25 protein-coding genes are annotated in these 25244 nt (G+C 72.5%); 22 read left to right on the forward strand and 3 right to left on the reverse strand.

Annotation, left to right across the window (positions count from 1 at the left end):
• The first annotated feature begins 165 nt into the window (after positions 1 to 165).
• From WAT24_RS07895 to WAT24_RS07975, 18 genes are all read left to right on the forward strand, one after another.
• Positions 166 to 603 (forward strand): sugar 3,4-ketoisomerase, encoded by a 438-nt coding sequence (locus WAT24_RS07895; RefSeq protein WP_336807300.1) that lies wholly within the window; start codon positions 166 to 168, stop codon positions 601 to 603.
• Positions 588 to 1253: an acetyltransferase gene (locus WAT24_RS07900; protein WP_336807301.1), complete on the forward strand. Its 666-nt coding sequence runs from the start codon at positions 588 to 590 to the stop codon at positions 1251 to 1253. The genes WAT24_RS07895 and WAT24_RS07900 overlap by 16 nt, the downstream gene beginning before the upstream one ends.
• Positions 1254 to 1260: 7 nt before the next feature.
• The gene (locus WAT24_RS07905; protein ID WP_336807302.1) at positions 1261 to 2214 is read left to right on the forward strand and encodes a glycoside hydrolase family protein; all 954 of its coding nucleotides are present in this window, start codon (positions 1261 to 1263) and stop codon (positions 2212 to 2214) included.
• The gene (locus WAT24_RS07910) at positions 2201 to 3133 is read left to right on the forward strand and encodes a GNAT family N-acetyltransferase (protein ID WP_336807303.1); all 933 of its coding nucleotides are present in this window, start codon (positions 2201 to 2203) and stop codon (positions 3131 to 3133) included. Before WAT24_RS07905 ends, WAT24_RS07910 begins: the two co-directional genes overlap by 14 nt.
• Entirely contained in the window at positions 3133 to 4245 is a 1113-nt protein-coding gene (locus WAT24_RS07915) for a DegT/DnrJ/EryC1/StrS family aminotransferase (RefSeq protein ID WP_336807304.1), read from the forward strand. Before WAT24_RS07910 ends, WAT24_RS07915 begins: the two co-directional genes overlap by 1 nt.
• The gene (locus tag WAT24_RS07920; protein WP_336807305.1) at positions 4242 to 5492 is read left to right on the forward strand and encodes an O-antigen translocase; all 1251 of its coding nucleotides are present in this window, start codon (positions 4242 to 4244) and stop codon (positions 5490 to 5492) included. The genes WAT24_RS07915 and WAT24_RS07920 overlap by 4 nt, the downstream gene beginning before the upstream one ends.
• Positions 5489 to 6412 carry a glycosyltransferase family 2 protein gene (locus WAT24_RS07925; RefSeq protein ID WP_336807306.1) on the forward strand — a complete coding sequence of 308 codons (924 nt, stop codon included), beginning with the start codon at positions 5489 to 5491 and terminating at the stop codon, positions 6410 to 6412. The genes WAT24_RS07920 and WAT24_RS07925 overlap by 4 nt, the downstream gene beginning before the upstream one ends.
• Entirely contained in the window at positions 6409 to 7560 is a 1152-nt protein-coding gene (locus WAT24_RS07930; protein ID WP_336807307.1) for a hypothetical protein, read from the forward strand. The genes WAT24_RS07925 and WAT24_RS07930 overlap by 4 nt, the downstream gene beginning before the upstream one ends.
• Before the next feature lie 9 nt (positions 7561 to 7569).
• Entirely contained in the window at positions 7570 to 8409 is an 840-nt protein-coding gene (locus WAT24_RS07935; protein ID WP_336807309.1) for a Wzz/FepE/Etk N-terminal domain-containing protein, read from the forward strand.
• A gap of 286 nt (positions 8410 to 8695) precedes the next feature.
• Positions 8696 to 9499 (forward strand): class I SAM-dependent methyltransferase, encoded by an 804-nt coding sequence (locus tag WAT24_RS07940; RefSeq protein WP_336807511.1) that lies wholly within the window; start codon positions 8696 to 8698, stop codon positions 9497 to 9499.
• Between the two features lie 6 nt (positions 9500 to 9505).
• Positions 9506 to 10717 carry an amidohydrolase family protein gene (locus WAT24_RS07945; protein ID WP_336807310.1) on the forward strand — a complete coding sequence of 404 codons (1212 nt, stop codon included), beginning with the start codon at positions 9506 to 9508 and terminating at the stop codon, positions 10715 to 10717.
• Positions 10717 to 11412: a class I SAM-dependent methyltransferase gene (locus WAT24_RS07950; RefSeq protein WP_336807311.1), complete on the forward strand. Its 696-nt coding sequence runs from the start codon at positions 10717 to 10719 to the stop codon at positions 11410 to 11412. The genes WAT24_RS07945 and WAT24_RS07950 overlap by 1 nt, the downstream gene beginning before the upstream one ends.
• Positions 11413 to 11433: 21 nt before the next feature.
• On the forward strand, positions 11434 to 12945 hold the full coding sequence (locus WAT24_RS07955) for a B12-binding domain-containing radical SAM protein (RefSeq protein WP_336807312.1): 1512 nt from the start codon (positions 11434 to 11436) through the stop codon (positions 12943 to 12945).
• A gap of 2 nt (positions 12946 to 12947) precedes the next feature.
• Positions 12948 to 14075, forward strand: a complete 1128-nt coding sequence (locus WAT24_RS07960; protein WP_336807313.1) for a glycosyltransferase family 4 protein — start codon at positions 12948 to 12950, stop codon at positions 14073 to 14075.
• Positions 14072 to 15199 (forward strand): glycosyltransferase family 4 protein, encoded by a 1128-nt coding sequence (locus tag WAT24_RS07965; protein WP_336807314.1) that lies wholly within the window; start codon positions 14072 to 14074, stop codon positions 15197 to 15199. The genes WAT24_RS07960 and WAT24_RS07965 overlap by 4 nt, the downstream gene beginning before the upstream one ends.
• A 162-nt stretch (positions 15200 to 15361) precedes the next feature.
• Entirely contained in the window at positions 15362 to 15772 is a 411-nt protein-coding gene (locus WAT24_RS16520; RefSeq protein ID WP_425605277.1) for a lysozyme inhibitor LprI family protein, read from the forward strand.
• A 111-nt stretch (positions 15773 to 15883) separates the two neighbouring features.
• Positions 15884 to 16240, forward strand: coding sequence for a DUF4440 domain-containing protein (locus WAT24_RS07970; protein WP_336807315.1), 357 nt, complete (start codon positions 15884 to 15886; stop codon positions 16238 to 16240).
• Between the two features lie 56 nt (positions 16241 to 16296).
• A complete protein-coding gene (locus WAT24_RS07975) occupies positions 16297 to 16659 on the forward strand; it encodes a GNAT family N-acetyltransferase (RefSeq protein ID WP_336807316.1) in 363 nt (120 codons plus the stop codon).
• Here WAT24_RS07975 and WAT24_RS07980 read toward each other — a convergent pair.
• From WAT24_RS07980 to WAT24_RS07990, 3 genes are all read right to left on the reverse strand, one after another.
• Positions 16656 to 17504, reverse strand: coding sequence for a class I SAM-dependent methyltransferase (locus tag WAT24_RS07980; protein WP_336807317.1), 849 nt, complete (start codon positions 17502 to 17504; stop codon positions 16656 to 16658). The genes WAT24_RS07975 and WAT24_RS07980 overlap by 4 nt on opposite strands.
• A gap of 149 nt (positions 17505 to 17653) precedes the next feature.
• Entirely contained in the window at positions 17654 to 18868 is a 1215-nt protein-coding gene (locus WAT24_RS07985; protein WP_425605283.1) for a nucleotidyltransferase family protein, read from the reverse strand.
• 4 nt (positions 18869 to 18872) lie between these two features.
• Positions 18873 to 20351 carry a B12-binding domain-containing radical SAM protein gene (locus WAT24_RS07990; protein ID WP_336807319.1) on the reverse strand — a complete coding sequence of 493 codons (1479 nt, stop codon included), beginning with the start codon at positions 20349 to 20351 and terminating at the stop codon, positions 18873 to 18875.
• A gap of 158 nt (positions 20352 to 20509) precedes the next feature.
• On the opposite strand from WAT24_RS07990, the gene WAT24_RS07995 reads away from it, so the two are divergent.
• The 4 genes from WAT24_RS07995 to WAT24_RS08010 all read left to right on the forward strand — a co-directional run bounded on the left by WAT24_RS07995 (position 20510) and on the right by WAT24_RS08010 (position 25180).
• On the forward strand, positions 20510 to 21610 hold the full coding sequence (locus tag WAT24_RS07995; protein ID WP_425605278.1) for a phosphoenolpyruvate carboxykinase (ATP): 1101 nt from the start codon (positions 20510 to 20512) through the stop codon (positions 21608 to 21610).
• 10 nt (positions 21611 to 21620) lie between these two features.
• Entirely contained in the window at positions 21621 to 23429 is a 1809-nt protein-coding gene (locus tag WAT24_RS08000; protein WP_336807320.1) for an ATP-binding cassette domain-containing protein, read from the forward strand.
• A gap of 96 nt (positions 23430 to 23525) precedes the next feature.
• Positions 23526 to 23861 (forward strand): hypothetical protein, encoded by a 336-nt coding sequence (locus WAT24_RS08005; protein ID WP_336807321.1) that lies wholly within the window; start codon positions 23526 to 23528, stop codon positions 23859 to 23861.
• 113 nt (positions 23862 to 23974) lie between these two features.
• A complete protein-coding gene (locus WAT24_RS08010; protein WP_336807322.1) occupies positions 23975 to 25180 on the forward strand; it encodes a hypothetical protein in 1206 nt (401 codons plus the stop codon).
• Positions 25181 to 25244 lie beyond the last annotated feature (64 nt).

Here is a 25244-nt window from a genome sequence, read left to right on the forward strand (position 1 = left end):
GGGAACTCGGGTGGATGAGTGCCGCCGCGCGCGGGAAAGGTTGGCGGGTACGCGCCAGGGCCATGCGGTCCTGCGCCACCGGCGACACCGCGCGCGTCCGATGCAACCTTTCGCCGGGCGGGCAGCACTCAGCCAGGCGAGTCGTCCCGACGCATCGGCCGAGGCATGGACATCGAGCGCATCCAGTTGCAGTCGCACGGCGACCACCGGGGCATGCTGATCGCCCTGGAGCCGGAGCGGAACGTGCCATTCCCGATCCGGCGCGTGTACTACCTGTTTGCCACCCGCAGTGGCGTGCACCGCGGGCGGCACGCGCACCGCCACCTCAACCAGTTGGCGATCCCGGTGCGCGGCTCGGTCACCTTCCTGCTGGACGACGGCACCGGCCCGGTGGAGGTGGTGCTGAACGATCCCTCGCAGGGTTTGCTGCTCGGCCGCATGGTCTGGCGCGAGCTGTACGACTTCAGTGAGGACTGCGTGCTGATGGTGCTGGCCGACCAGCCGTACGATCCGGACGACTACATCACCGACTACGACGCCTTCCTCAGGGAAGTGCACGGCAGTCTCTACCCGGCAGGCATGCTGGCATGCCTGGACCGCTAGTTCTCGTCGGCGCGGGCGAGTTCGCGCAGATCGCCTGCGAATACTTCCGCCACGACAGCGACTACGACGTGGTCGCCTTCAGCGTCGAGCGCGAGTACCTGGCCCAGGCCGAGCTCGCCGGCCTGCCGGTGGTGCCGTACGAAGCGCTGGAGGAACGCTACCCGCCGGATGCGGTCGAGCTGTTCGTCGCGATACCTGCCAGCCGGCTCAACCGCCTGCGCCGGCGCTTCTACCTCGACGCCAAGCGTCGCGGTTACCGGCTGGCGCGGTACGTGAGCTCGCGCGCCTTCGTGTGGCGCAACGCGCAGGTCGGCGAGAACTGTTTCATCTTCGAGAACAACGTGATCCAGCCGTTCGTGCGCGTGGGCGACAACTGCGTGCTGTGGAGCGGCAATCACGTCGGCCACCGCACGGTGATCGAGGACCACGTGTTCGTCGCCTCGCACGCGGTGATCTCCGGCTACTGCGTGATCGGCAGCGGCAGCTTCGTCGGGGTCAACGCCACCTTCAACGACCACGTGAGGGTGGCCGCCGACAACGTGATCGGCGCGGGCGCGCTGGTCACCCGTGACACCGAGCCCGGCCGCGTCTACGTCGGCTCGCCGGCCAGGGCACTGGACGGGCGCTCCAGCTTCGACGTGCCGCTGTGAGGTGACGATGTACGCGTGGCGCAAGAAGGGCCTGGTGTTCGAGACCGCGCGGCAGGGCGTGGGCGGCTGGATGCGCCACTCCGCGCTGACGCCCACGCCCTGGCGCATCGACAATGAGCGCATCCGCGTCTACGCGGGCTTCCGCGACGCCGAGGGCGTCAGCCGCATCGGCTACGTCGACCTGTCGGCCGACGAGCCGACCGTGGTGCTCGCGGTCAGCCGCGAGCCGGTGCTCGACGTCGGCCGCGCCGGCTGCTTCGACGACAACGGCGTGATCCTGGGCGACGTGGTCGACGGCCCCGGCGGGCTGCACCTGTTCTACGTCGGCTTCCAGCGCGTGGCGCGCGCCAAGTTCCTCGCCTTCACCGGCCTGGCCGTGTCGCGCGACGGCGGCGAGCATTTCGAACGCGTGCAGGAAACCCCGCTGCTGGACCGCGCGCCCGGGCGCAGCACCATCGCCGCGGTGCACTCGGCGCACTACGAGGGCGGCCGCTGGCGGCTCTGGTACGCGGCCGGCGACGACTGGGAATGGATCGGCGGCGCGCCGTTCCCGCGCTACCACATCCGCTGCGCCGAGACCGACGACCTCCATGCGATTCCCGGCGCAGACCACGTCTGCCTGCTGCCGCGCGGCAGCGAGTACCGCATCGGCCGCCCGCGGGTGTACCGGCTCGACGGGCGCTACCTGATGTACTTCACCCGCGGCAACCGCACCGGCGAATACTTCCCCGGGATCGCGGTCGGCGACGACGGCGTGCACTGGGCGCGCTGCGACGAGCAGCTGGGGCTCGCGCTGTCCGAAAGCGGCTGGGACTCGCGCACCCTGTGCTACCCGGCCCTGCTGCGCCAGGGCGACCGGCTGCTGATGTTCTACAACGGCAACGACATGGGCGTGGAAGGGTTCGGCCTGGCCGAAGCGCCACTCCACGCGATGGAGGGCCTCGCCCATGCTTGCGCTTGAGCCCTACCGCCCGGGCGATGCGGATGCCTGGGACGCGCTGGTGGCGCGCTCGCGCACCGGCAACCTGCTGCACCGGCGCGGCTACATGGACTACCACGCCGACCGCTTCGTCGACTGCTCGCTGATGATCGCGCGGCACGGCGAAGCGGTGGCCGCATTCCCGGCCAGCCGGGAGGGCGACACCGTCATTAGCCACGGCGGCCTGACCTACGCGGGACTGCTGTCCACGCCCGCGCTGCGCGCCGAAGCCACGCTCGAGGCCTTCGAGCGGATCGGCGAGCACTACCGCGCGGCCGGCGTGCGGTGCGTGCGCTACAAGGCGGTGCCGTGGATCTTCCACGCCTATCCGGCGGAGGAGGACCTGTACGCGCTGCATCGCCTTGGCGCGCGGCTGGTGCGGCGCGACCTTTCCTCGGCGATCGCGCTGCAGGAACCCTACCGCTTCGCCCCCGCGCGCCGTCGCGACCTGCGCCACGCGCGCAACGCCGGCGTGCGCATCGGCACCGGTGGCGACCTGGCCGCCTTCCACGCGCTGCTGGTGGAGGTGCTGCGCCGCCACGGTGCCGCGCCCACGCACAGCCTGGCGGAGCTGCGCCTGCTGCAGGAGCGCTTCCCGCGGCAGATCGTGCTGCACACCGCGCACGCCGCCGGCACGCTGCTCGCCGGCGCACTGGTCTACGACTTCGGCAACGCGGTGCACACGCAGTACCTGGCCGCCTCCGAGGAAGGCCGGCACACCGACGCGCTGAGCCTGCTGCTCGGCGAGCTGATCGAACGGGTCTATGCGGACCGGCGCTACTTCAGCTTCGGCATCTCCACCGAGCAGGAGGGGCGGGTACTCAACGGTGGCCTGGTCACGCAGAAGGAGCGCTTCGGCGCGCGCGCCGTGGTGCACGACTTCTACGAGTGGACGCTGTGATGGACGTGCCTTTCCTCAGCCTCAAGGAGGTCAACGCCCGCCATGCCGACGAGCTGAAGGCGGCCGCCGCGCGGGTGATCGATTCGGGCTGGTACATCCTCGGCGAGGAGCTGGCCGCGTTCGAGCGCGAGTTCGCCGCCTGGTGCGGCGTGCGCCACGCGATCGGCGTCGGCAACGGGCTGGACGCGCTGGCGCTGCTGCTGCGCGGCTATCTGGAGCTGGGACGGCTGGCCGAAGGCGACGAGGTGATCCTGCCCGGCAACACCTTCATCGCGAGCTTCCTCGCGGTCACCGGCAACCGCCTCAAGGCCGTGCCGGTGGAGCCGGACCCAGGCACCTTCAACCTCGACCCGGCCGCCGTCGCGGCGGCGATCGGGCCACGCACCCGCGCGGTCATGGCGGTGCACCTGTACGGCCAGCTGGCGGACATGGCGGCACTGCGCGCGCTGGCCGGGCAACGCGGGCTGCTGCTGATCGAGGACGCCGCGCAGGCCCACGGGGCGGCCTGGGACGGACGGCGTGCCGGGGCGTTCGGCGACGCCGCGGGCTTCAGCTTCTTCCCGGCCAAGAACCTGGGCGCGCTGGGCGACGCCGGTGCCGTCACCACCGACGACGACGCGCTGGCGCACTGCATCCGCGCGCTGCGGAACTACGGCTCGCAGAGCAAGTACGCGCATCCCCTGCGCGGCACCAACTCGCGCCTGGACGAGCTGCAGGCGGCGCTGCTGCGGGTGAAGCTAAGGTACCTGGACGAGGACGTACGCCTGCGCCGCCAGGTGGCGCAGCGCTACCTGCACGGCATCGACCATCCCGGCATCACGCTGCCCCGCGTGGTACGCGAGGAGGCGCACGCCTGGCACCTGTTCGTGGTGCGCAGCCGGCAGCGCGACGCCCTGCAGCGCCACCTGCAGGCCCACGGCATCCAGACCCAGGTGCACTACCCGCTGCCGCCGCATCGGCAACCGGCCTACGCCGACCTGCACGAGACCCACCTGCCGGTCACCGAGCGTCTGCACGAGGAAGTGCTCAGCCTGCCGATGAGCCCGACCCTGTCGGACGTGGCGGTCGAGCAGGTCGTCGCCGCCTGCCGTCGCTTCGGGGGACGGCCGTGAACATCGCGCGGGCCAGCCTGTACTCCAGCGCCGCCACCGCCGCGCGGCTGCTCGCGGCGCTGGTGGTGGTCAAGCTGGTCGCCTCCTTCGCCGGACCGGCGGGCGTGGGCAAGCTCGGCCAGTTCATGAGCCTGATGTCGCTGCTGGCGGTGCTGGCCGGCGGCGGCATCAGCGCGGCGGTGGTCAAGTACGTGGCCGAGTACCGCGAGGACCCGGCGCGGCTCTCGCGCCTGCTCGCCTCGGCGCTGTGGTACGCGCTGTGCGCCTCGTGCCTGGTGGGATGCCTGGCGCTGCTGTGGAGTCGGCCGCTGGCGCTGTGGCTGCTGGACGACGCCGGCTACCAGAACCTGATCCGCACGCTCGCGGTGGCGCAGCTGGGCATCGCCCTGCTCAACTACCTGCTGGCGGTGATCAACGGCTTCATGGACGTGCGCCGGCTGGCGCTGGTGCAGGTGCTGGGCTCGGCCCTGAGCATCGCCGTCGCGCTCGTGCTGTCGTTGTGGCTGCGCCTGTACGGCGCGCTGCTGGCGCTGGTGATCGGCCAGGTGCTGTGGCTGGCGGTCGGCCTGCCGGCATTCCGGCGCAGCCCGTACTTCCGCCCCGGCATGTGGCGGGCCCGCTTCGATCGCGAGATGACCGCGCGGCTGGCCGCCTTCTCGTTGATGACGATCAGCTCGGCGCTGCTGTCGCCGCTGGTCAACATCGCGGTGCGCGAACACCTGGCCGGCCGCTACGGCTGGGTCCAGGCCGGCTACTGGCAGGCGGTGACGCGGGTCTCCGATGCCTACCTGCTGTTCCTCACCGCGGCGATCAACATCTACTACCTGCCCAAGCTGGCGGCCACGCACGAACGCGACGCGCTGGCGCGCGAGCTGCGGCAGGGCTTCCGCTTCCTGCTGCCGGCGGTGGCGGCGCTGGCCGGCGCGATCTACCTGGCGCGCGACTGGGTGACCCGCCTGCTGTTCAGCCGCGACTTCGCGTTGGCCAACGCACTGTACGGACCGCAACTGCTCGGCGACGTGATCAAGATCGCCTCGTTCGTGCTCTCCTACCTGATGCTCGCCAAGGCCATGACGCGGCTGTTCGTGGCCTCCGAGTGCGTGTTCGCCCTGCTCTACCTCGCGCTGGTGTACCTGCTCACCGCGCGCTTCGGCCTGGTCGGCGCGGTGTGGGCGTTCACCGTCAACTACGCGCTGTATTTCGCTTTCAACCTGGTGGTGGCGCGACGCTACCTGGGGGCCTCATGAGCGCGCCGCTGGTCTCCATCCTGATCCCCGCCTTCAACCACGAACGCTTCGTGGTGCGCTGCCTGGACAGCGTGCTGGAGGACCCCTGGCCGGCGAAGGAGCTGGTGGTCGTCGACGACGGTTCGACCGACGGCACCGCCGAGCGCATCGCCGCCTGGGTGGAGGCGCACCGTGGCGCGCTGCCGATCCGCTTCGTGCGCCGTGGCAACCGGGGCGTGGCCGCCACGCTCAACGAGCTGGCCACGCTCGCGCGCGGCGAGTTCCTGCGCCTGGGCGCCAGCGACGACTACCTGCTGCCCGGCGGCCTGGCGGCGCAGATCGCCTACCTGCACATGCACCCGCGCAAGGACGCGGTAGTCGGCGATTCGATCGTGGTCGACACCGACGACCGGCGCCTGCACGGCAGCGGCATGCGTGGCCTGCACCGTGCGAACAAGCGGCTGTACCGCAGCGACGAGGGCATCCGCCGCGCCGTGATCGGCCAATGGGCGGTCGGCGGCGCGGTGGCGATGCTGCGGCGGCGCGCGCTGGAGCGGGTGGGTGGTTGGACCGAGGGCCTGCGCATCGACGACTGGGACTTCTTCCTGCGTCTGGCCGCGCGGGACGCGCTCGGCTTCATCGACGTGCGCGTGTGCGCCTACCGCGTGCACGCCGGCAACGTCAGCCGCACCCGACAGGTGCCGACCCGCCTGCTGCACCTGGCCGAGTCGCGCGGGGTGGCGCAGCGGCACCTGGCGCTGTTCGAGGGCGCGGACCGCACCCTGCTGCGCGCGCAGGTGCACTACATCGGCGCCAAGATCGCGTTCCTGCGCCGACGGCCCGGTGCGGTGGCCGCGCACATGGCCGCGTACCTGGCGCTGGCCGCGATGGCGCGGGTCGGCCTGCCGCGCCCGCCGCCGCTGGTGGAGCACGCCTCGTGAACGCGCTGCGCCTGCCCTCCACCTACCTGGCCTGGCCGCTGCTGTTCGCCTGCGGCCTGGCCTGGCTCACCTACGACCTGCCGCCCGGCTACGGCGAAGGCATCGCGCTGCTCGCCGGCTGCGCCGTGGCCCTGCTGGCGCTCGACCGCCTGCCCGGCAGCGCCCGCCTGCCGGAATTCGGGCGCTTCCGCCGCCACTACGCGGGCACGCGCGACGCCTTCGTCGCAACCGCGTTCGCGCTGGCGGTGCTCGGCTTCTGCCTGCTGGACCTGGCGCTGTTCCCGGTGACGCTGGTGGACGACCCGTCCGCCTACGCCACCATGGCGGGCGGGCGCGAGCACATCCGGCACATCTCCGACATGTGCTGGACGCTGCCGGCGATCGGCCTGCTGTGCGTGCGCAAGCGCTGGCTGCGCTGGTTGCTGGTCGGCACGGGGCTGGTCTTCCCGGTGCTGGTGGTCGACCGCAACCGGCTGTGCGCCGGACTGTTCGCGATCGCGCTGGTGCTGGTGCTGCGACGGGACGAGGAGCGGCCGCTGCCGTGGAAGCGGATCGCGCTGATCGCGCTGGCCGGGGCCAGCGTGTTCTCGCTGATCGGGCTGCTGCGCTCGGGGCCGCTCACCGGCGTGACGCTGCCGTTCCGCACGCTCTACACGGCCGCGCCGCAGGGTATCAAGTGGTTGCTGCTCTACATCACCGCCGGCCCGTACAACTTCGGCGCGATCGAGGCCAGGCAGTACCACGACGCCAGCTTCCTGATCCACCAGGTGGTGCCGATGAGCGGCTCGGTGGCCACCGCCGGCACCGGCATTCCGCTGGATTCGCCGACCGTCAATGTCGGCACGGAGTTCTTCCCGTTCCTGCTGGCGTGGGGCCCCTGGGGCGCGGTGGCATCGGTCTTCGCGCTGTACGCCTGGCTGTGCTGGAGCGTGCGGCGGCTGCGGCCCAGCGCCTCGCTGTTCGGGCTGCTGATCTTCCTGCGCATGGCCTACGTCTGCGTGATGGCGCCGTTCGCGCCGCAGGCCTTCATCTGGACCAACGTCGACTTCATCGTGCTTTGCCTGCTCATGCAGCTGGCCGCCGCCTGGTTGCCCGACCGCACCGCGCGCGCGCCGGGGCAAGGCGCGCCCTCCACCTCCGCCACCTGAGTAACCGCGATGGAACAAGACGAGATCTACCTGGCCGACCTGTGGCGCGTGCTGCGCCGCGAATGGCGCTGGTTCGCCGCCGTGCTCGCCGTGGTGCTGGCCGGCGCGCTGGCCTTCGCGCTGACCGCACGCCCGCAGTGGGAGGCGAGCGCCTGGATCCGCCCGGGCCAGCTGGGGCCGGTGCCGGCCGGCGAGGACCCGCGCATCGAGCCGTTCCAGCGCGTGATCGACCGCATGGGGACCGTGCCGTTCCAGGACGCGGTGCTGCACGACCTGGGCCTGCCGTTCCGTTCGCGCGAGGCGCATCTGTACCGCGACAGCTTCAGGCTGGAGCCCTCGCCGTACGCCGGCCTGATCAAGTTCAGCGTGCGCGCGGCCTCGCCGCAGCAGGCCCGGCGCTTCGCCGAAACCACCTTCGAGCACCTGCGCGCGCTGCACGAACGCCTGATGGCCGAACCGCTGGGCCTGGCGCAGGCCCGCCTGCGCCAGGCCCAGGCGCAGCTGGACGATGCCACCGCCGAACGCGACCGCCTGCAGCGCGCCGTGGCGCCCACGACGCGCGATGCCGCGGACCGCCCCAGCCGCCAGGACCTGATGCTCGCCAGCATGGTCCTCAGTAGCAGCAACCAGGAGGTGCGCCAACTGCAGCAGACCGTCAGCGACCTGAAGGCCCGGCTCACCGCGACCTACTCCTACCGCACCTCGCTCGCCTGGCCGATCTACGTGCCCGACCGGCGCGCCTATCCCAACCGCGTACTGATCGTGGGGGCGGGACTGGTGCTCGGCCTGGGCCTCGGCGTGATGGCCGCGCTCGCGCGCCATGCGGCGCGGCGCGGTCGCGTGGGTTGAGGGGCCTCCGGCCTTTGGCTCGCGAGAGCCACGGGCTGGGCGAGATCGGTCGCGCAGGAACGTCGACCGTCGGGCAGCGTAGGCCCGAGACCGGAGTCAGCGGCGGGCACGCGGTCCGGGTTCAACCGCACCGGCGGCAGCCGGCACTCACGGGAACCCTGGCCATCGGCAGCCCTGCGTCGTTGCGGTGGCCATGGCCACGCGAGGAGCCGCCGTGAAACGACCCTACCCACTCGAGCCCGATGGCGGCGCCGCGCTCGCCGGTACGCCGGCGGCGCCGGGCAGCATGAGCGAGGCGCAGCTGCTCGACACCCAGCGCGCCTTCGACAGCGTGGCCGCCGACTACGACGGCCCGCGCGGCAACAACGAACTGATCCAGCGCATGCGCGTGACGTTGTGGGAGACCGTGCAGCGCGAGCTGCCGGCCGGTTCGCGCCTGCTCGACCTCGGCTGCGGCACCGGCCTGGACGCCGTCGAGTTCGCCCGTCGCGGCTACCAGGTGCTCGCCAGCGACTGGTCGCCGCGCATGATCGAGCGCACGCAGGCGCGCGCGGTGGCCAGCGGGCTGGCCTCGCACGTCGCGGTGGCCCACCTGGGCGTGCACCAGCTCGGCCGGCTGAGCGCCGAGTTCGACGGCATCTACTCCAACTTCGGGCCGCTCAACTGCGCGCCCGACCTGCACGCGGTCGCCGCCGAGTGCGCCCGCCTGCTGCGCCCCGGCGGCGCGCTGGTGTTCTCGGTGATCGGCCGCGTCTGCCCGTGGGAACTGCTGCACTACGGGCTGCGCGGCCGCTTCCGCCGCGCGCTGGTGCGCATGGCACGCCGGCCCACCGCAGTCGGCATGAACCGCCACACGATCTGGACACGCTACTACCTGCCGCGCGAGTTCTACCGCGCCTTCGCCGCCCACTTCTCGCTGCACGGCTACCGCGCCTTGAGCCTGTTCCTGCCGCCGCCCTACCTGGTGGAGTTCTACCGGCGCCGCCGCGCCTGGTGCGAGCGGCTGGGCCGGCTGGACGACCGCCTCGGCGCCCTGCCGCTGCTGCGCGGCATGGGCGATCACTTCCTTATCGTGATGCACCGGCGCTGAGCCCAAGTGGACGCCGCCCCGTCCCCCGACACGCTGCTGCTCGGCGCCGCCTGGTGGTCGGGCACGGGCCTGGCGCGCGGCCCGCTGCCGCTCCGCGATGGGCGCATCGCCGCCTCGCCGCCCACCGCCGCCTGGCGGCTGGACCTGCGCGGCCACCTCGTCTTCCCCGGCCTGGTCAATGCGCACGAGCACCTGCACGTCAACGCCGTGCCACCGCTGCGCGACGGCGCCCCGTTCGCCAACAGCTACGCCTGGATCGAGGCCTTCCGCACCCACTTCGGCGTGCCGGAGGTGGTCGTCGCGCTCGCCGTGCCGAAGGCGATCCGGCTGCGCCACGGCGCGCTGAAGAACCTGCTGGCCGGCACCACCTGCGTGGTCCACCACGACCCCTGGCATCCGGCGCTGGACGCGACCGACTTCCCGGTCGCGCTGCTGCACGAGTTCGGCTGGAGCTATGCACTGGGCGGGCCCGACTTCGGACCGCCGGTGCAGGCGAGCTTCGCGGCCACGCCACCGCCACGGCCCTGGATGATCCACCTGGCCGAAGGCACCGACGCGATCGCGCGTGCCGAACTGGCCGAACTCGACCGGCTCGGCTGCCTGGCAGCCAACAGCGTGCTGGTGCACGGCGTCGGCCTCGACGCGGCAGGCATCGAGCGCGTGATCGCCGCCGGCGCCGCGGTGGTGTGGTGCCCCGGCAGCAACCGCAGGCTGCTCGGCCGCACGCTCGACCCGCGCCGGCTGTGCGCCGCCGGGCGCCTGCTGCTGGGCAGCGACTCGCGCCTGAGCGGCGAACGCGACCTGCTGGAGGAACTGCGCCTGGCGCTGGACCGCCACGGCCTCACCCCGACGCAGTTGCTCCGCCTGGTCACCACCGATGCCGCGCGCCTTCTCGGGCTCACCGGCCGCGGGCGCCTGCAGCCCGGCGCGCACGCTGACCTGGTGATCGTCGAGGACCGTGGCGGCGATCCGGCGCGCAACCTGCTCGAATGCACGCGCGGCGACCTGCGTGCGGTCGTGCGCGGCGGGCTGCCGTGCCTGGCCGATCCGGACTTCGCCTCGTGGTTCGAGGCCGTCCGCATCGAGACGGTGGCGATTACCCTGGACGGCCGGCCCAAGCTGCTCGACCGGCGGCTCGCCGATCCCGCGGTGCTCGTGCTGGAGCCCGGCTTGCGGGCGACCGCGGCGGCGGCCCTCGCGCTGGCGGAGGCCGGCTGATGTCGCGCCCGCCGATCCTCGACCCGCTTGCCGCCTATGCGCTGTGGGCGCCGGCCTATCCCGCGCACGCGCACAACCCGGTGATGCGCGCCGAGGAGCGCGCGATGCTGGCACTGATGCCGTCCCGCCTGGACGGCCTGGCGGTGCTGGATGCCGGCTGCGGCAGCGGGCGCTACATGAGCCACGCGCTGCGCCGGGGCGCGACGCACGTGATCGGCATCGACCTCTCGCCGCCGATGCTGCGCCGGGCCGCCAGGGAGCTGCGGGCGGCGGGCGGCTGCCCGGTGCCACTGGCGCAGGCGCAGCTGACCGCCTTGCCGCTGGCCGGCGCGTGCGCGGATCTCACTGTCTGCGGCCTGGTGCTGGGCCACCTGGAGGCGCTGGGGCCCGCGCTGGCCGAGCTGCGGCGGGTGACCCGGCCGGGCGGCACGATCCTGTGCAGCGACGTGCACCCGATCGGCACCGCACTCGGCTGGCAGCGCGACTTCAGGGCCGATGGCCAGCGCTACGCCGTGCGCCACACGCAGCACCTGTACAGCCACTGGCATGCCGCATGCGCGGCGCTGGCGCTGGCCATCGAGGAGGTGCGCGAACCCATGCTCGACCCGGCCACCATCCCCGCCGGCGCACAGTTCGACCGCACCGCGCTCGAGGTGCCCGTGGCGCTGGTGCTGCGTCTGCGCCGGCTGCCTTGAGCTTTCCACGGTAGGCCTTCCATGACCCGTTCGCCCCGCACGCTGCTGATCAACCCCACCATCGCCTCGCGCCACAGCGCGCGCTTTCCGCTGGCGCTGCTGAACCTGGCGGCGGCGCTGGACCGCCGCGGCGAGAGCCGGATCGTCGACGGCAACCTCGAGCGCGACACCGTGGCCGAAGTACTGCGCGCACTGGACCGCGAGTCCTTCGACGTGGTCGGCATGACCGTGATGGGCGGCCCGCACGTGCCCGAGGCGATCAAGCTGTCCAGGGCCATCCGCGCGCATTCGCCGCGGCTGCCCATCGTGTGGGGCAGCTACTTCCCCACCCTGTTTCCCGACGCCGCGCTCAATGCCCCCTACGTCGACTACGCCGTGCGCGGCCAGGGCGAGGAGACCCTGGTCGAGCTGGTCGCCGCGCTGACCGGGCAAGGGCCGGCGCCGGGCAGCATCGCCGGACTCTCCTGGAAGGACGGCGAGCGCGTCGTGCACAACCCGGCGCGGCGCTTCTCGCCCGGCCAGCCACCACCGTTGCTGCCCTACGACAAGCTCGGCGACCCGCGCCGGTACCTGGCGCGCACCTTCCTCGGCCAGCGCACCGTCGCGCACCAGGCGGCGATCGGCTGCCGCTACCACTGCACCTTCTGTGGCGTGGCGGCGATGTTCGGCGGCGCCACGGCGTTGCCGACCGCGGCGCGGCTGGAGCGCGAGCTGGGCTACCTCAAGTACGGGCTCGGCGCCGACTCGGTGCAGTTCTTCGACCACAACTTCTTCGACCGCGAAGCGGAGATGGTGCCGCTGCTGGAGGTGCTGGCGCGGCTGGAGCTGCCCTGGTGGTGCTTCGCACGCGCCGATGCGCTGATCAAGCTGTCCGAGGCGAGCTGGAAGCGGGTGCGCAAAAGCCGCCTGCGCATGGCCTACATCGGCGCCGAATCACCCAGCGGGCAGATGCTCAAGGAGATCCGCAAGGGCACGCGCCCGGACCAGACGCTCGAAGTGGCCGAGGTGTGCCGGCGCCACGGCGTGATCCCGGAGTTCTCCTTCATGGTCGCGCCGCCGACCCACACCGAGGAGGAGACCGAGCAGACCTTCGCCTTCATCCGCCAGTTGAAGCGCGTGAACCCGGCCTGCGAGGTGGTCATCTACATCTACACGCCGCTCCCCGAGAGCGCGATGCACGAGAAGGACCGCGGCAAGCATCGCGCCACGCCACTGTTCGACCGCCACGGCGAGCCGGTGACGTTCCCCACCACGCCGGACGAATGGGCACAGCCCCGATGGGTCGACTATGCCTGCCATGCGGACGCACCGTGGCTGGACGAGCGCCTGCGCCGGCGCATCGACGACTTCGTGACCGTGCTGCGCTGCCGCTACCCGACCGTGCAGGACATGCGCGCGCCGCGCTGGGCCAAGCGCACGCTGAGCGCCATGGCCGCCTGGCGGTACCGCCTCGGCCACTACGACCGGCCGTGGGAGCTGCGCCTGGCCAACCGCTTCGTGCAGCTGCGCCTGCCGCAGGTGCAGGGGCTCTAGCCATGCCGCCGCACGTCGCGCAGATCGGCTTCCTGCCTGCGCCCGCCGACTGGACGGGCGCGCAGGTGCTGGAGCGCTGGCCTTCGCTCGCCGACATCGCCGAAGCCGCGGCGGCCGGCGGCACGCGGGTCTCGGTAGTACAGGCCGCCGCACGGGCGGAGCGGCTCAGCCGCCACGGCGTCGACTACCACTTCGTCGACGTGCGCGGCGCGCGCCGCCGCGAGCGCGGCCGGCGCATCGCGGGCCTGCTCGCGGCGCTCGGCGTGGACCTGCTGCACGTGCACGGCCTGGGCTTTCCCGAGGAAGCCGCGGCGGTGGCGCGATGCCTGCCGCAGTTGCCGATGCTGCTGCAGGACCACGCCGACCGGCCGCCGCGACGCTGGTGGCGGCGCTGGCAATGGCGTCATCGCTACCGCGCCGCCGCGGGCGCGGCCTTCACCGCGCCGGAGCTGGCCTGGCCGTTCACCTCGAGGCGCCTGCTGGGCGCAGGCACGCGGCTGTTCGCCATTCCCGAATCCAGCAGCCGCTTCCGTCCCGGCGACCGCACACGGGCACGCGCGGCGACCGGCGTGTACGGCGATCCGGCGGTGCTGTGCGTCGGCCATCTGCAGGCGGGCAAGGATCCGCTCACCGCGCTCGACGGCGTGGCGCTTGCCGCCCGGCGGCTGCCGGGCCTGCAACTGTGGTGGGCCTTCGGCACGGCGCCGCTGCTCGCCCAGGTGCAGGCGCGCATCGCGCGCGACCCCTGGCTCGCCGGCCGCGTGCACCTGCTCGGCAGGGTGCCGCACGCGCGCATCGAGACGCTGCTGCAGGCGGCCGACCTGTTCGTCTCCAGCAGCCTGGGCGAAAGCTGCGGCTACGCGGCGCTGGAGGCGATGGCCTGCGGCACGGCGCCGGTGCTCAGCGACATTCCGGCCTTTCGCGCCCTGACCGGCGACGGACGGGTCGGCCAGCTGTGGCGCCGCGGCGATCCGCCCGCACTGGCCGATGCGCTGGTGGCGGCCGCGGTCGTGCGCACTCCGGCCGCGCAGGTGCGCGCGCACTTCGACGCTACGCTCTCGCTCGACGCGGTCGGCCGGCGCTGGCGCCAGGCCTACGCGCAGTTGCTCGATCGCGGGAGGCCCGCGTGAAGCTCGCGCTGGTGGTCCCCGGTGGCGTCGACCGCAGCGGCGAGCAACGCGTGATCCCCGCGCTGCTGCACCTGATCGCACGACTGGCCCGGGCGCACGAGGTGCACGTCTTCGCGCTGCGCCAGGAAGCCGCGCCCGGTCGCTGGTTCCTGGCCGGCGCCACGATCCACAACATCGGCGACGGCTGGCCGCGCCTGCGCGCGATCGCGGCGATCCGCGCCGAACACCACCGTGCGCCGTTCGACTGCATCCAGGCGATCTTCTCCGGCCGGTGCGGGCTGGTCGCCATAGCCGCGGGGCTGTGGCTGCACTGCCCGAGCCTGGTGCACGTCGCCGGCGGCGAGCTGGTCGCCCTGCGCGAGATCGGCTACGGCGGCCGCCTGAACTGGCGCGGACGCCTGTGCGAGGCGCTGGTACTGCGTTGCGCCGACCGCGTCACCGCTGCCAGTGCGCCGGTCATCACGGCGCTGCAGCGCCTGGGCGTCGAGGCCCAGCGCGTGCCGCTCGGCGTGGACCTCGAGGCGTGGCCGCCGCAGCCACCGCGGCGCCGCGGCGTGGGACCGGCGCGTCTGATCCACGTCGCCAGCCTCAACCGGGTCAAGGACCAGTCCACGCTGCTGCGCGCCCTCGCCGCGCTGAAGGATCGCGGCATCGACTTTCATCTGGCGGTGGTCGGCGTGGACACGCTCGGCGGCGAGATCCAGCGCCTGGCCGTCACGCTGGGCCTGGAACGGCACGTGCGCTTCCTCGGCTTCCGCACCCAGCGCGAACTGCGCCCGCTGATGGCCGCGGCGCACCTGCAGGTGCTCGCCTCGCGCCATGAAACCGGCCCGCTGGTGCTGCTGGAAGCCGCCGTCGCCGGCATCCCCACCGTCGGCACCGCCGTCGGTCACCTCGCCGAATGGTCGCCTGCCGCGGCCCTGACCGTACCACCCGGCAACTGGCTCGCCCTTGCCGACGCCATCGAACGCGTGCTGGGCGACGAAGACCTGCGCCTGCAACTGGCCTGGTCCGCCCAACGCCGCGCCATGCGCGAAGACGCCGACCACACCGCCAGGGCGTTCGAGGCGCTTTACCTCTCGGTGCGCGAGACGGCGCCGATGCCCGCCCGGTTGCGACGCTAGCCCGACCCACGCCGATACCCCTCCCTCCGAGGGGGCGTCCTTGGTTCGCCGGTGGTACTGTCAAAGGCGGGCGGCGCGCAGTCGCCACGCATCCGAGCGGAACTCTCATTCAAGCGGGCGCGTCGCTGCCGCTTGATTCGGGCATTGGCCATCGAGGATCCCATGCGTCTCCTACGAAATCTTCTTCTGGTCGCTCTAGGCTCGTGTTCGGCAGGTCTGGTGAAAGCCTCCTCTTCGCAGTGCGGTGGCGACACGCTGGAAATCCAGGCTTGCATGGGGACGAAGCTCGATGAGGCGAACGCCCTCCTGGCAAAGTATCTGGCCGCAGCGCAAGCCCGAATAGACGAGGATTCCAATTCAAGGCCCAACCTCGGGAACGCCCAAGCAGCATGGTTGCGCTACCGCGACCTCGAGTGCGCGGATGTCTTTGATTTATGGTCGCAGGGCACGTACCGGACAGTTGCGAGTTCCGAGTGCATGCTTCGACTTACCCGGCAACGCACCCATGAGATCTGGCAGGCTTATCTCACCCACCAAGATTCCACCCCTCCGGTGCTCCCTGAGCCTCGGTAGGTATCCGGGTCGTGTGTACGCACTCGCACAGGCCTAACCCCTCGCCAAGCGGACACGCATACCGTGCACCGCTTGACTCCAGCGTTGGGGGCATCCTCGAACGAGGGATCCATGAAAGATATCTGGACGCTCGAGGCATCGTTCTGGAAAGACGGCCCCGACTTTTACGAGGAGCACCTGGCCCCCGATGTGCTGATGGTCCTTCCGTCCCCCGTGGGCGTACTGGGCCGAGCCGAGACCATCGACGCCATTCGTGCGTCCGTTCGCTGGCGCAATGTGAGGTTCTCCGGCAAACGCCTCGTCCGTGCCGGAGACGGTGTTTCGATCATCAGTTACGTCGGGTCCGCCGATCGCGGCGGCCCCGACTCTTCGTATTCGGCGCAGTGCTCCTCGACGTATGTCCTGAGTGAAACAGGGTGGAAGCTGGTGGCCCACCAACAAACACCGCTGCACGACGCCCGGGAGTAAGGCGCCTGGCGCATCGCCATCCAGGCGGGCGAATCGGCGCTCCGACGAGGGCGGCCATGCCGAGCGGGCAGGACGGGCAGCGGGTCGGCTTCGCGCAGCTACGCTGGCACGGTGCACCGGCTTGCGTGGCGGCGGAACGCCCGGGCGAGTCCAGCGGCTGTTACGTCGCCGGCGACTGGCACGGCAGGAGCGTGGCGCAGCGCCTCAAGCGCGCCTACCTCGCGCAGATGCGGGCGCGCGGGTCGGACGTGGGCTGGCTGGGCGTCTGGGAGCGCAACCCGCGGGCGATCGCGTTCTGCCGCAAGTGCGGGTTCGTCGAGGTGGGGGCTCGCGTCTTTGCGCAGGGCCGTGACCTGCAGCGGAAGTCGTATGGCCAGGCCGGTGCCGGGCTCTGCAGCGATCGCGCGCCCGTTCGCTAGCCTTTCCGCGCCGCGTACAACCGGAAGCGCGAGGGCTCCCTCCTTCCACGCAGCCTCGCGACCAGCGGGCGCGCGGCCCAGCGCAGGCCGTACCACGGCCGATGCACGTCCCAGCGCAGCGAGAGCGCGTCGGCCAGCCGCTGCAGGCGTGCGTCGGTGAGGTAGTCGAGGCTGGCGAGGGTGTCGCCGGCGCTGCCGTAGCGTTGCCGGAAGCTGGCCTGGCGCTCGGCGACCATCCGGCGGCCGCTTTCCTCGCGGGCGTACCAGGGCGTGTCGCTGATGACCACCAGGCCGCCGGCGCGCACGCAGCGCAGCGCCTCGCCGAGGGTCGCCTCGGCGTCTTCGGCGTAGTGGAACGACGCGTTGAACACGGCCGCGTCGAACTGTCCGTCGGCGAACGGCAGGCGGGCGAGCTCGGCCTGCACGCGCGGGAACAGCCCGGGCAGGCGTGCGCGGTAGTGACGGGCGGCGCCCAGGCCGTCGCTGGCGTTGCCGAGCAGGTCGACGGCACAGGGGCGGAAACCGGCGAGCGCGAGGCGGTAGCTCATCCAGCCGTTGCCGGCGCCCAGATCGAGGATGCGGCCGCCGTGGCGCGGTTCCAGGCCGGCCAGCAGGTGGCGCACCAGGTAGTCGTAGCTGCGCGCGCGCATGCGCCACTGGCCGGTGTTGCGTCCGGACGCATCGCGGTAAGGCAGGTCGAGATAGAACCCGGCGTCGTTGCCGCCGCGCCCCTCGCAGGCGCGGATGCGCTCGTAGTCCCGGACGAACCGTGCGAAGTGGGCGCGCGACTCCGGCGTGAGCGCCTGCAGGACGCCGTGCTCGACCGCCATGGCGAAACCGCACACGGGGCATTCCAGCCCGTCGGTGCGCATACGGCAGCGGGGACATTGCAGGCGAAGGTCCACCGGCCACGCCGATACGTGGACCTCGGGCGGAGGCGCGGGCTGCGGCGCTGCGATCGCCGTCCCGCCGAGCCCGCAGGCGCGCAGGCCGGTCATTCCTCGGCCCGCGCCAGGGACGGCTGCAGCGCCGCGCGGACCACGTACAGGGTGTCCATGCGCGGCACCGGCCGCGTGAGCCAGGCGACGATGCGGCGCAGCTGCGAGGCGGTCACCCAGCTGCGGTCCTGCAGCCACAACTGCGTGCGCACCATGTCCGCACGTTCGCGGCGCGCCTCGTCGGTCGGCCGGACGCGGCGATAGAGGTAGCGTGCGGCCTCCCCGGGCGAGCGGCACCATTCGATGCCCGCCAGCCCGTGCAGCCACAATTCGGAACAGGAGACGCGGCTCAGCGTCCAGCGGCGCGCGCGCGCGCGCAGCAGCGGCGGACAATCGCGCTCGAGGCGGGCCAGCACGGCCTCGGGCACCGCGTGGCGGTAGTAGCGCGCCACCAGGCACAACGGCGGCCACGCCCACCAGGGCGGCTCGATGCCCTCCCACAGCACCTCCCAGTCACGCCGCGTCATGCGCGTGGCGAGCAGCGAGATGTCGTTGAGGTGCAGCAGGCGCAGGCTGCGCCCGCAGAGGTTGCCGGCCGCGTGCAGCAGCAGGTGGGCCATCAGCGCCGCGGTCGAGGGGTAGGCGTTGAGGCCGGGTCGCGGTGCGCGCGGGTAGACCGTGGCGGTGAGGTCGACCGCGGCCAGCGGCAGGCGCTCGTGGATGCGCGTGTGCAGCTCGACGTTGACCGGCGTGTCGCGGTGCTCGCCCAGCGCGGCGACCGGCGGTTGCGCGGCAGGCTTGAACACCTGGTGCTTCCACTGCGCGAAGGATTCCACGTAGCCCAGCTCGCGCAGCAGCGCGGCGGCACGCGGCGCGTCGTCCGCATGCACCAGCAGGTCGATGTCCGCCATCGGCCGCTCGCCCGCCTCGTACAGGCCCAGCGCGTGCAGCGCCGCGCCCTTGAGCGGCACCAGCGTGATGCCGGCGTCGCGCGCCAGCGCGTCCAGCCGGTGCAGCAGCGCGACGATGCGCCGGTGGCGCTGCTCGACGTGCTCGCGTTGCGCGGCAAGGAACCGTCGCCACGGCGGATGCTGCCAGCCGGGCACGCGCTCGAGCAGCGGCGAAACGCCGTGCGCGGCCGCCGCGGCCATGGCCAGGCGCCATTCCAGCGCGCTCCAGTCGGGCGTGCCGCCGCTGGGGAGCGCCAGCTCGGCGGCGAGCGCCTCGGTGGTGCGGCGCAGGCCGGCGTGGATCGTGCGCAGCGGCGGCAGGGCCTCAGGCATGGCTGACCGCCGCCGTCGCGGACGCGGCCGGCGCACGGTCGCTGCGGTGCGCTGCCGCGCGCGCGACCAGCGCGTCCCACTGGGCCTCGAGCGACGCGCGCACGCGATGCACGCAGTCGGGCGAGGCGTGCGCCATGGAGCGCTGCAGGTCGACCTGCGCATGCAGCAGATCGCGCACCTCGCGGTAGAACTCCGAGTCATAGGCGCCGCGGAACATCATGGCGAGGTCGGCGCTGTCTTCCCAGTGCGTCTTGCGGCCGAGCTGCGCCTTCACCTTCTCGTAGAACCGGGTGCCGGGCAGCGGGTAGGACACGCTGACGCCGATGTCGTCCGGCGCCGCCTGCGCGACCAGTGCGCGCGTGGCGAGCAGGTCGTCCAGTTCCTCGCCCAGGTAGCCCAGCTGCACGAAGAAGCCCACGCGCACGCCGTGCCGCCCGAGCCGCTCGCGCGCAGTGATCAGGTCGGCGACCCGCGTGCCCTTGTTCATGGCATCGAGCACGCGCTGGCTGCCGCTCTCGGCGCCGATCCACACCTCCACGCAGCCGGCCTGCGCCAGCGCGACGGCCATCGCCTCGCTGATCAGGTCGGCGCGCGCCTGGATGGTGAACGGCACCGAGCCGCCGCTGCGTCGCAGGTGCTCGGCGAAGGCCTGCACCCAGTCGAGGTAGAAGCCGAAGATGTCGTCGGCCATCCAGATGTGGTCGGGCGCGAAGGCGCGCTTGAGATGCGTCATCTCGGCGGCGATCTCGGCGGCGGGCCGCTGCCGGTAGTGGTTGCCCCAGATCGGCTTGGCGCACCAGTTGCAGCGGAACGGGCAGCCGCGCGAGGCGGCCATGTTGAGGCTGAAGTAGCCGTGCCGCGCCTTCCAGAAGGCGCGGTAGCGCTCGATATCGACCAGGTCCCACGCCGGCGCCTCGACCAGGTGCGCATCCGGCGGCTGGACGCCGATGCGCCGCACCGCGAGCTGCCCGTGCTCGCGCGCGGCCACGCCGGCGATGCCGTCGGTCCAGGCGCCGACCTCGAGCGCCGGGTCGCGGTCGAGGCGCTGCACCAGCTCGGCCAGCGCCGCCACGCCTTCGCCGAGCAGCACCACGTCCGCGCCGGCGGCAAGGAAGGCGTCGGGCTGGTCGGTGGCGTCGGAGCCGGCGACGATCACCCGCGCGCCCGCCGCCCGGGCCTGGCCGATCATGGCGCAGGCCGCCTCGCGCATGCGGCTCAGGCACATCTTGGTGAGGAAGTTGAAGTTGTCCTCGTACATCACCACCAGCGCGGGGGCCGCGGGGCGCAGGCTGGCGGCGTAGGCTTCCACGCCCTCGGCGAGCATCGCGTCGAACAGGCTCACGCGATGGCCGCGCGCGCGCAGGAAGGCGGCGATCTGGATGGTCGCCAGCGGCGGATAGGGCTTGCCCCGTTCCCACTGCTTGCGGTCGTAGTGCAGGTAGTAGGTGTGGGTGACCTGGATCGTGAGCATCGTGAAAGCCCGGACCGGTGGCGGAGGACCGCACCACGGCGGCCGCGCATCGCCCCCTGGGCGGTGCATGAGCGTGAGTGCCGGGGCTGCGCCTCGAGGTTGCCGTACCCGCGGCGCTTTCCCTCCGGCGGCAACCTTTCCGGCCCGCCGGCGCACTCATGCCGCATCGGGTGCCGCGCGCATCCGGCCGGACACCTGTGCGTTCGCCGACGATGGACCTGCCCTCGCCCCACACCGTGCACGCCACCGCCGACCCGTTCGGCGAACGGCTGGCGCACCGCTTCGTGCTGCACCGGCAGGTGCTGGGCGGGCGTTTCCGTTTCGAGAGCGAGAGCGAGGCGCTGCTGCAGCTGGTCGAGTCGGCCTACGGCCGCCTGCCGGGGCATCGCCTGCCCGGCGGCGGGGCGCCCTTCCACGTGGCGCTGCGCCTGGGCGCGATGCGGGCCGTGCGCCCGGCCGCTCCGCCGCCGGTGCAGGTGCACTCGGGCGCGGGCCTGCTCTGCGGCGTGATGGACGAGTGCAACTACGTCACGCTGGACCCGCACGGCCGCCGCGCGCTGGTGGTGGCCTCGCGCGACATGCTCGCCCACCCCTACCACCTGCGCTACGAACTGATCGAGTTCGCCGTGTTCACCCTGGCCACCCGCGGCCTGGGCCTGGTGCCGCTGCACGGCGCCTGCGTGGGCCGGGCCGGGCGCGGCGTGCTGCTGCTGGGCGAAAGCGGCTCGGGCAAGTCCACGCTGGCCCTGCACAGCCTGCTGTGCGGCCTGGACTTCCTCGCCGAGGACGCGGTCTTCGTGCGGCCGGACCCGTTGCTGGCGACCGGCGTGCCGAATTTCCTGCACGTGCGCCCGGAGGCGCTGCGCTTCGTCGACGACATGCACGTGCGCGACTGGATCGGCCGGGCGCCGCTGATCCGCCGGCGCAGCGGCGTGGAGAAACGCGAGGCCGACCTGCGCCACGGCCGTTGGCCGCTGGCCGACGCGCCGCTGGAACTGGCCGCGGCGGTGTTCGTGTCGCCACGGCCGGCGGCGGCCGGTACCGCGCTGCTGGCCCGGCTGCCCGCCGAGGAGGCGGTCACCCGGCTCTTCGCCAGCCAGCCTTACGCCGCCGGCCAGCCCGGCTGGCACCACTTCGTGCAGCAGCTGACCTGGCGCGGCGTCTACGAGCTGCGCCGAGGGACGCACCCGCGGGCCTCGGTGGAGGCGCTGCAGGCGTTGCTGACCGACGCGCCCGCCGCCGTCGGCGTGGGCGGATGAGCGCGCACCCATGGCCGTGAGCACGCTGAAGGACGCCACGCTGGACCCGCGCGAAGACCGGGGGCCGGTCGTGCGTCGCCGACGCCTGGCGTTGCGGCTGCTGCGTGCCTCGCCGGCGCGCCGGCTGTGGCACGCCTTCGCGCTCACGCTGGGGCACGGCGACCTGCTGCGCATCGTCGCCTACCTGCTGCTTTCGCTGGGCGCTGCGCTGGCCGGCAGCCTCGCGGCGATCTGCCTGGTGCCGCTGGTGCAGCCCGGCCACCTGCCGGTCGGCAGCCTGCCGCTGGCCGGCCAGCGCAGCGTGGAGATGCACGCCGCGGCATTCGCCGTGGCGACCGGCTGCTTCGCGCTGCTGCGCTGGCAGGTGGCGCGCCTGGGCGCGGAGCTGATCAGCCGCTGCGGCATGCAGTTGCGGCGCCTGGTGCACGCCCGCCTGATCGATGCGCCGCTCGACGACCTGGCCCGCACCAGCTCGGCCGAGATCGCCAACGTGCTGACCTACAACGTGGAGATCCTGGTGCAGGGCTACGGCGCGTTGCTGCAGCTGGCGGTCATGGGACTCACCACGGCGGTGAGCCTGGCGTTCGTGTTCTGGGTCTCGCCGGCGCTGATGCTGGCCTCGCCGGCGCTGCTGGCGCTCGGCCTGCTGGCCGCTCGCGCCTACGGCCACGAGCAGTCGGCGGTGAGCCGACAGTACGTGGCGGACATGACGCGGCTGTTCTGGCTCAGCGAGGATTTCCCGCGGCGCCTGCGCTACGTGCGCTCGTTCGAGCGACAGGGCGCAGAGAAAGCGGGCTACGGTGCCCTTTCCGCGCAGCTCGGCCTGGGCTACCGGCGCCAGCTCGAGCTGGTCGCCTCGGGGCGGATGATGCTGGAGCTGCTCGCCGCGGCCGGGATCGCCGCCGTGTTCGTGCTGGCCCACCGCTGGCGCGGCATCGATACCGCGGCACTGATCGCATCGGGCCTGCTGCTGGGACGCCTGCTGCCTTACCTGGTGTCCGCCCGGCAGAGCTTCCAGCAACTGCGCTCGGCGGCGCCCGCGCTGGAACTGTGGCGGCGCCACATGCGGCTGCGCCCGGACACCGCAGGCGCGGCGCCGCGCGCACTGCCGCTGGGCGAGATGCTGCGGATCGAACGCCTGCAGCTGCGCCCACCGCTGTCGGCGCTCGAGGTCCGCGACCTGCTGCTGGCGCCGGGCGAGCTCACCCTGGTCTCGGGCGACTCGGGGATCGGCAAGAGCAGCCTGGTCGACGTGCTGGCGGGCATGACCCCGCCGGCCGCGTTCGCGGCGCACGCCGGCGGGCAGGCAATCGGCTTCGAGGACTACCGCGCGCTGGTGCGCAACGGCGCCTACGTCAGCCAGAGCGTGCGGCCATGGCAGCACACGGTGCGCGACTGCCTGCTCTGGGCCGCGCCCACGGCGGGCGAGGAGGCCATGCGCAACGTCTTGCTGGACGTCGGCCTGGGCCGCTGGCTGGCCGCGTCCAGCGATGGCCTGGACACGCCGCTGCACGGACCGTCCAGCCGCCTGTCCGGCGGCGAGCTGCAACGGCTGATGCTCGCCCAGGTGATCCTGCGCCGGCCGTTCGTGGCCGTGCTCGACGAGGCCACCGGCGCACTCGACGCGGCGTCGGAACTGGCGGTGCTCGCCATGTTGAAGCGGCGCCTGCCGCGCTCGATCCTGATCGTCGTCTCCCATCGCGCCAGCGTGGCGTCGATGGCGGAACAACACCTGGAGATCGGCCGCGACCTGGCCGCCACGATCGTGCGCTACGCGCCCTCGGACCTGCCCGTGCCCGACGACGCCACGTTCGGCTGAACACGCATGAACGGTCCCCGGCCCGCCGGCGATCGGCGGGGCACCCGCGGCGTCCGTCCGTGGTCTAGAGTCCGCCTGCCGCCAACCGGACTGCGTATGAACAAAGCCTCGCGCCAACAGACGCTCGACCAGGACATCTGCGTGCACATCTTCAGCGCCTCCGCCGCGATGGTGGGCGTGTGCATTACCGTCATCGGCATCCTGCGGGTGGTGATCAGCATCCGCCGGGCCGACCTCATCGGCGACGACCTGCTTGCCGTGAACGCCATGCTCTACCTGGTCTCCTGCCTGCTCTCCTACTGGGCCCTGCGTACGCGCAAGGTGCAGCGCAACCACACGCTGGAGCGCATCTCCGACGCATCGTTCCTGCTTTCCCTGACGCTCACCACGCTCAGCGCGGGACTCATCACCTGGGCGGTGTCGGTGGATTGAGCGGCCGTCCGTGACGCCTCGTGCATGCCTCCGTTTATCGGTTGGTTCGAAGCGTTTCCGCTCCGGCGACGCTGCGCTAGGCTACGACGTGTCGCCGGGGGGCTATCGATCGCATGGATGCAAAGTGGTTTCTCACCTTTCTCGAGCTTTCGCCCGAGGCCGACGAGCGGGCGATCAAGCGCGCCTATGCCGCGCGCCTGAAACGGATCGACCCGACCCGTGACCTGGAGGGATTCGCGCAGCTGCGCCAGGCATACGAGGCGGCGCTGCGGTGGTTGGCGACGCAGCCCCCTCGCCCCACCGCCGCGGCGGACGGTTCGCACCCGCTTGCGGACGGCGCGCCTTCGTTCAACCTGCGGCTGCCGCCGACGATGCGCCAGGCGACCGCCAGCGCGACCGTCGTCGTGCCGCAACCGGCCGCGCCACACCAGGCGCGCACCGCAATGGAAGCGCTGGCGCGCGCGCTCGACACCGGCGCATCGGCACCGGAAGTGCTCGCCGAACAGCTTGCCCACCTGCACGGCGGCCACCTGGACGCGGCCACGCAATTCGAATGCATGCTGATCGATGCGCTGGCGCAGGGCCGCTTGCCCGACCGCGCAGCCCTGTTCGAGGCAGCCTGCCAGGGCCTGGGCTGGATGGATGTGACCCGCCTGGCGCAGCTGGGCGCGCGTGGCCGCTGGATCGAGGGCGTGCTGGCCGAGGAGCCGGCCTGGCGGGCGCAGGTACGCCAGCTCGCGGGCGCAAACTGGTTCGAGTGGATCGGCCAGCGCCAGCACGGGTCGGTACCGCGCGAACTCGCCTCGCAGTGGCCGTGCGTGGTGCTGCTGTCGAGGCGTTGCCCGCAGCAGCTGCGCCTGCGACTTTCCCCGGCGACCCTGTCCGCCTGGCAGGCGGCATTCGATGCGCTGCCCGCGCTCGACCGTGACCTGGCCGAAACCTATGCGGGCCTGCCTTCGCCCGCGGCCTTCCGGCAGGCAAGGCCGCGCGTGACGGAGTCCCGGCGTGGCTCGCCCGTGTGGGCGATTCTGGCGGGTAGCCTGTTCGTGCTCAACTTCCTCGGTACCTTGGGCGGGCACTCGGGCTTGCCTGCTTCTGCGCCTGCTTCTGCGCCTGCCGCAACCGTGCAACCGAGCCTGTTCACGGGCACGCTCTGCTCCCGCATCAATGCCGCCCTGCACATGCCCGGCGCACCGCAGCCGCGCGACGCGCGAGACCGTAGCCAGCTTGCCGACGCGGTACGCCGCTGCATCGTCACGGGGCACTGGCGCGCGCTGCCCGACCCGCAACTGCGGGCGCTGGGGATCGGCCGACCTTAGCGGTCGCCGTGGTGGCCCCGACCTGCGCCCACGGGCTGACCGATGGCGTGCTTGCGGCGAGCCA

Source organism: Fulvimonas yonginensis (assembly GCF_037137055.1).
In the GTDB taxonomy this organism is placed as follows: domain Bacteria; phylum Pseudomonadota; class Gammaproteobacteria; order Xanthomonadales; family Rhodanobacteraceae; genus Frateuria_A; species Frateuria_A yonginensis.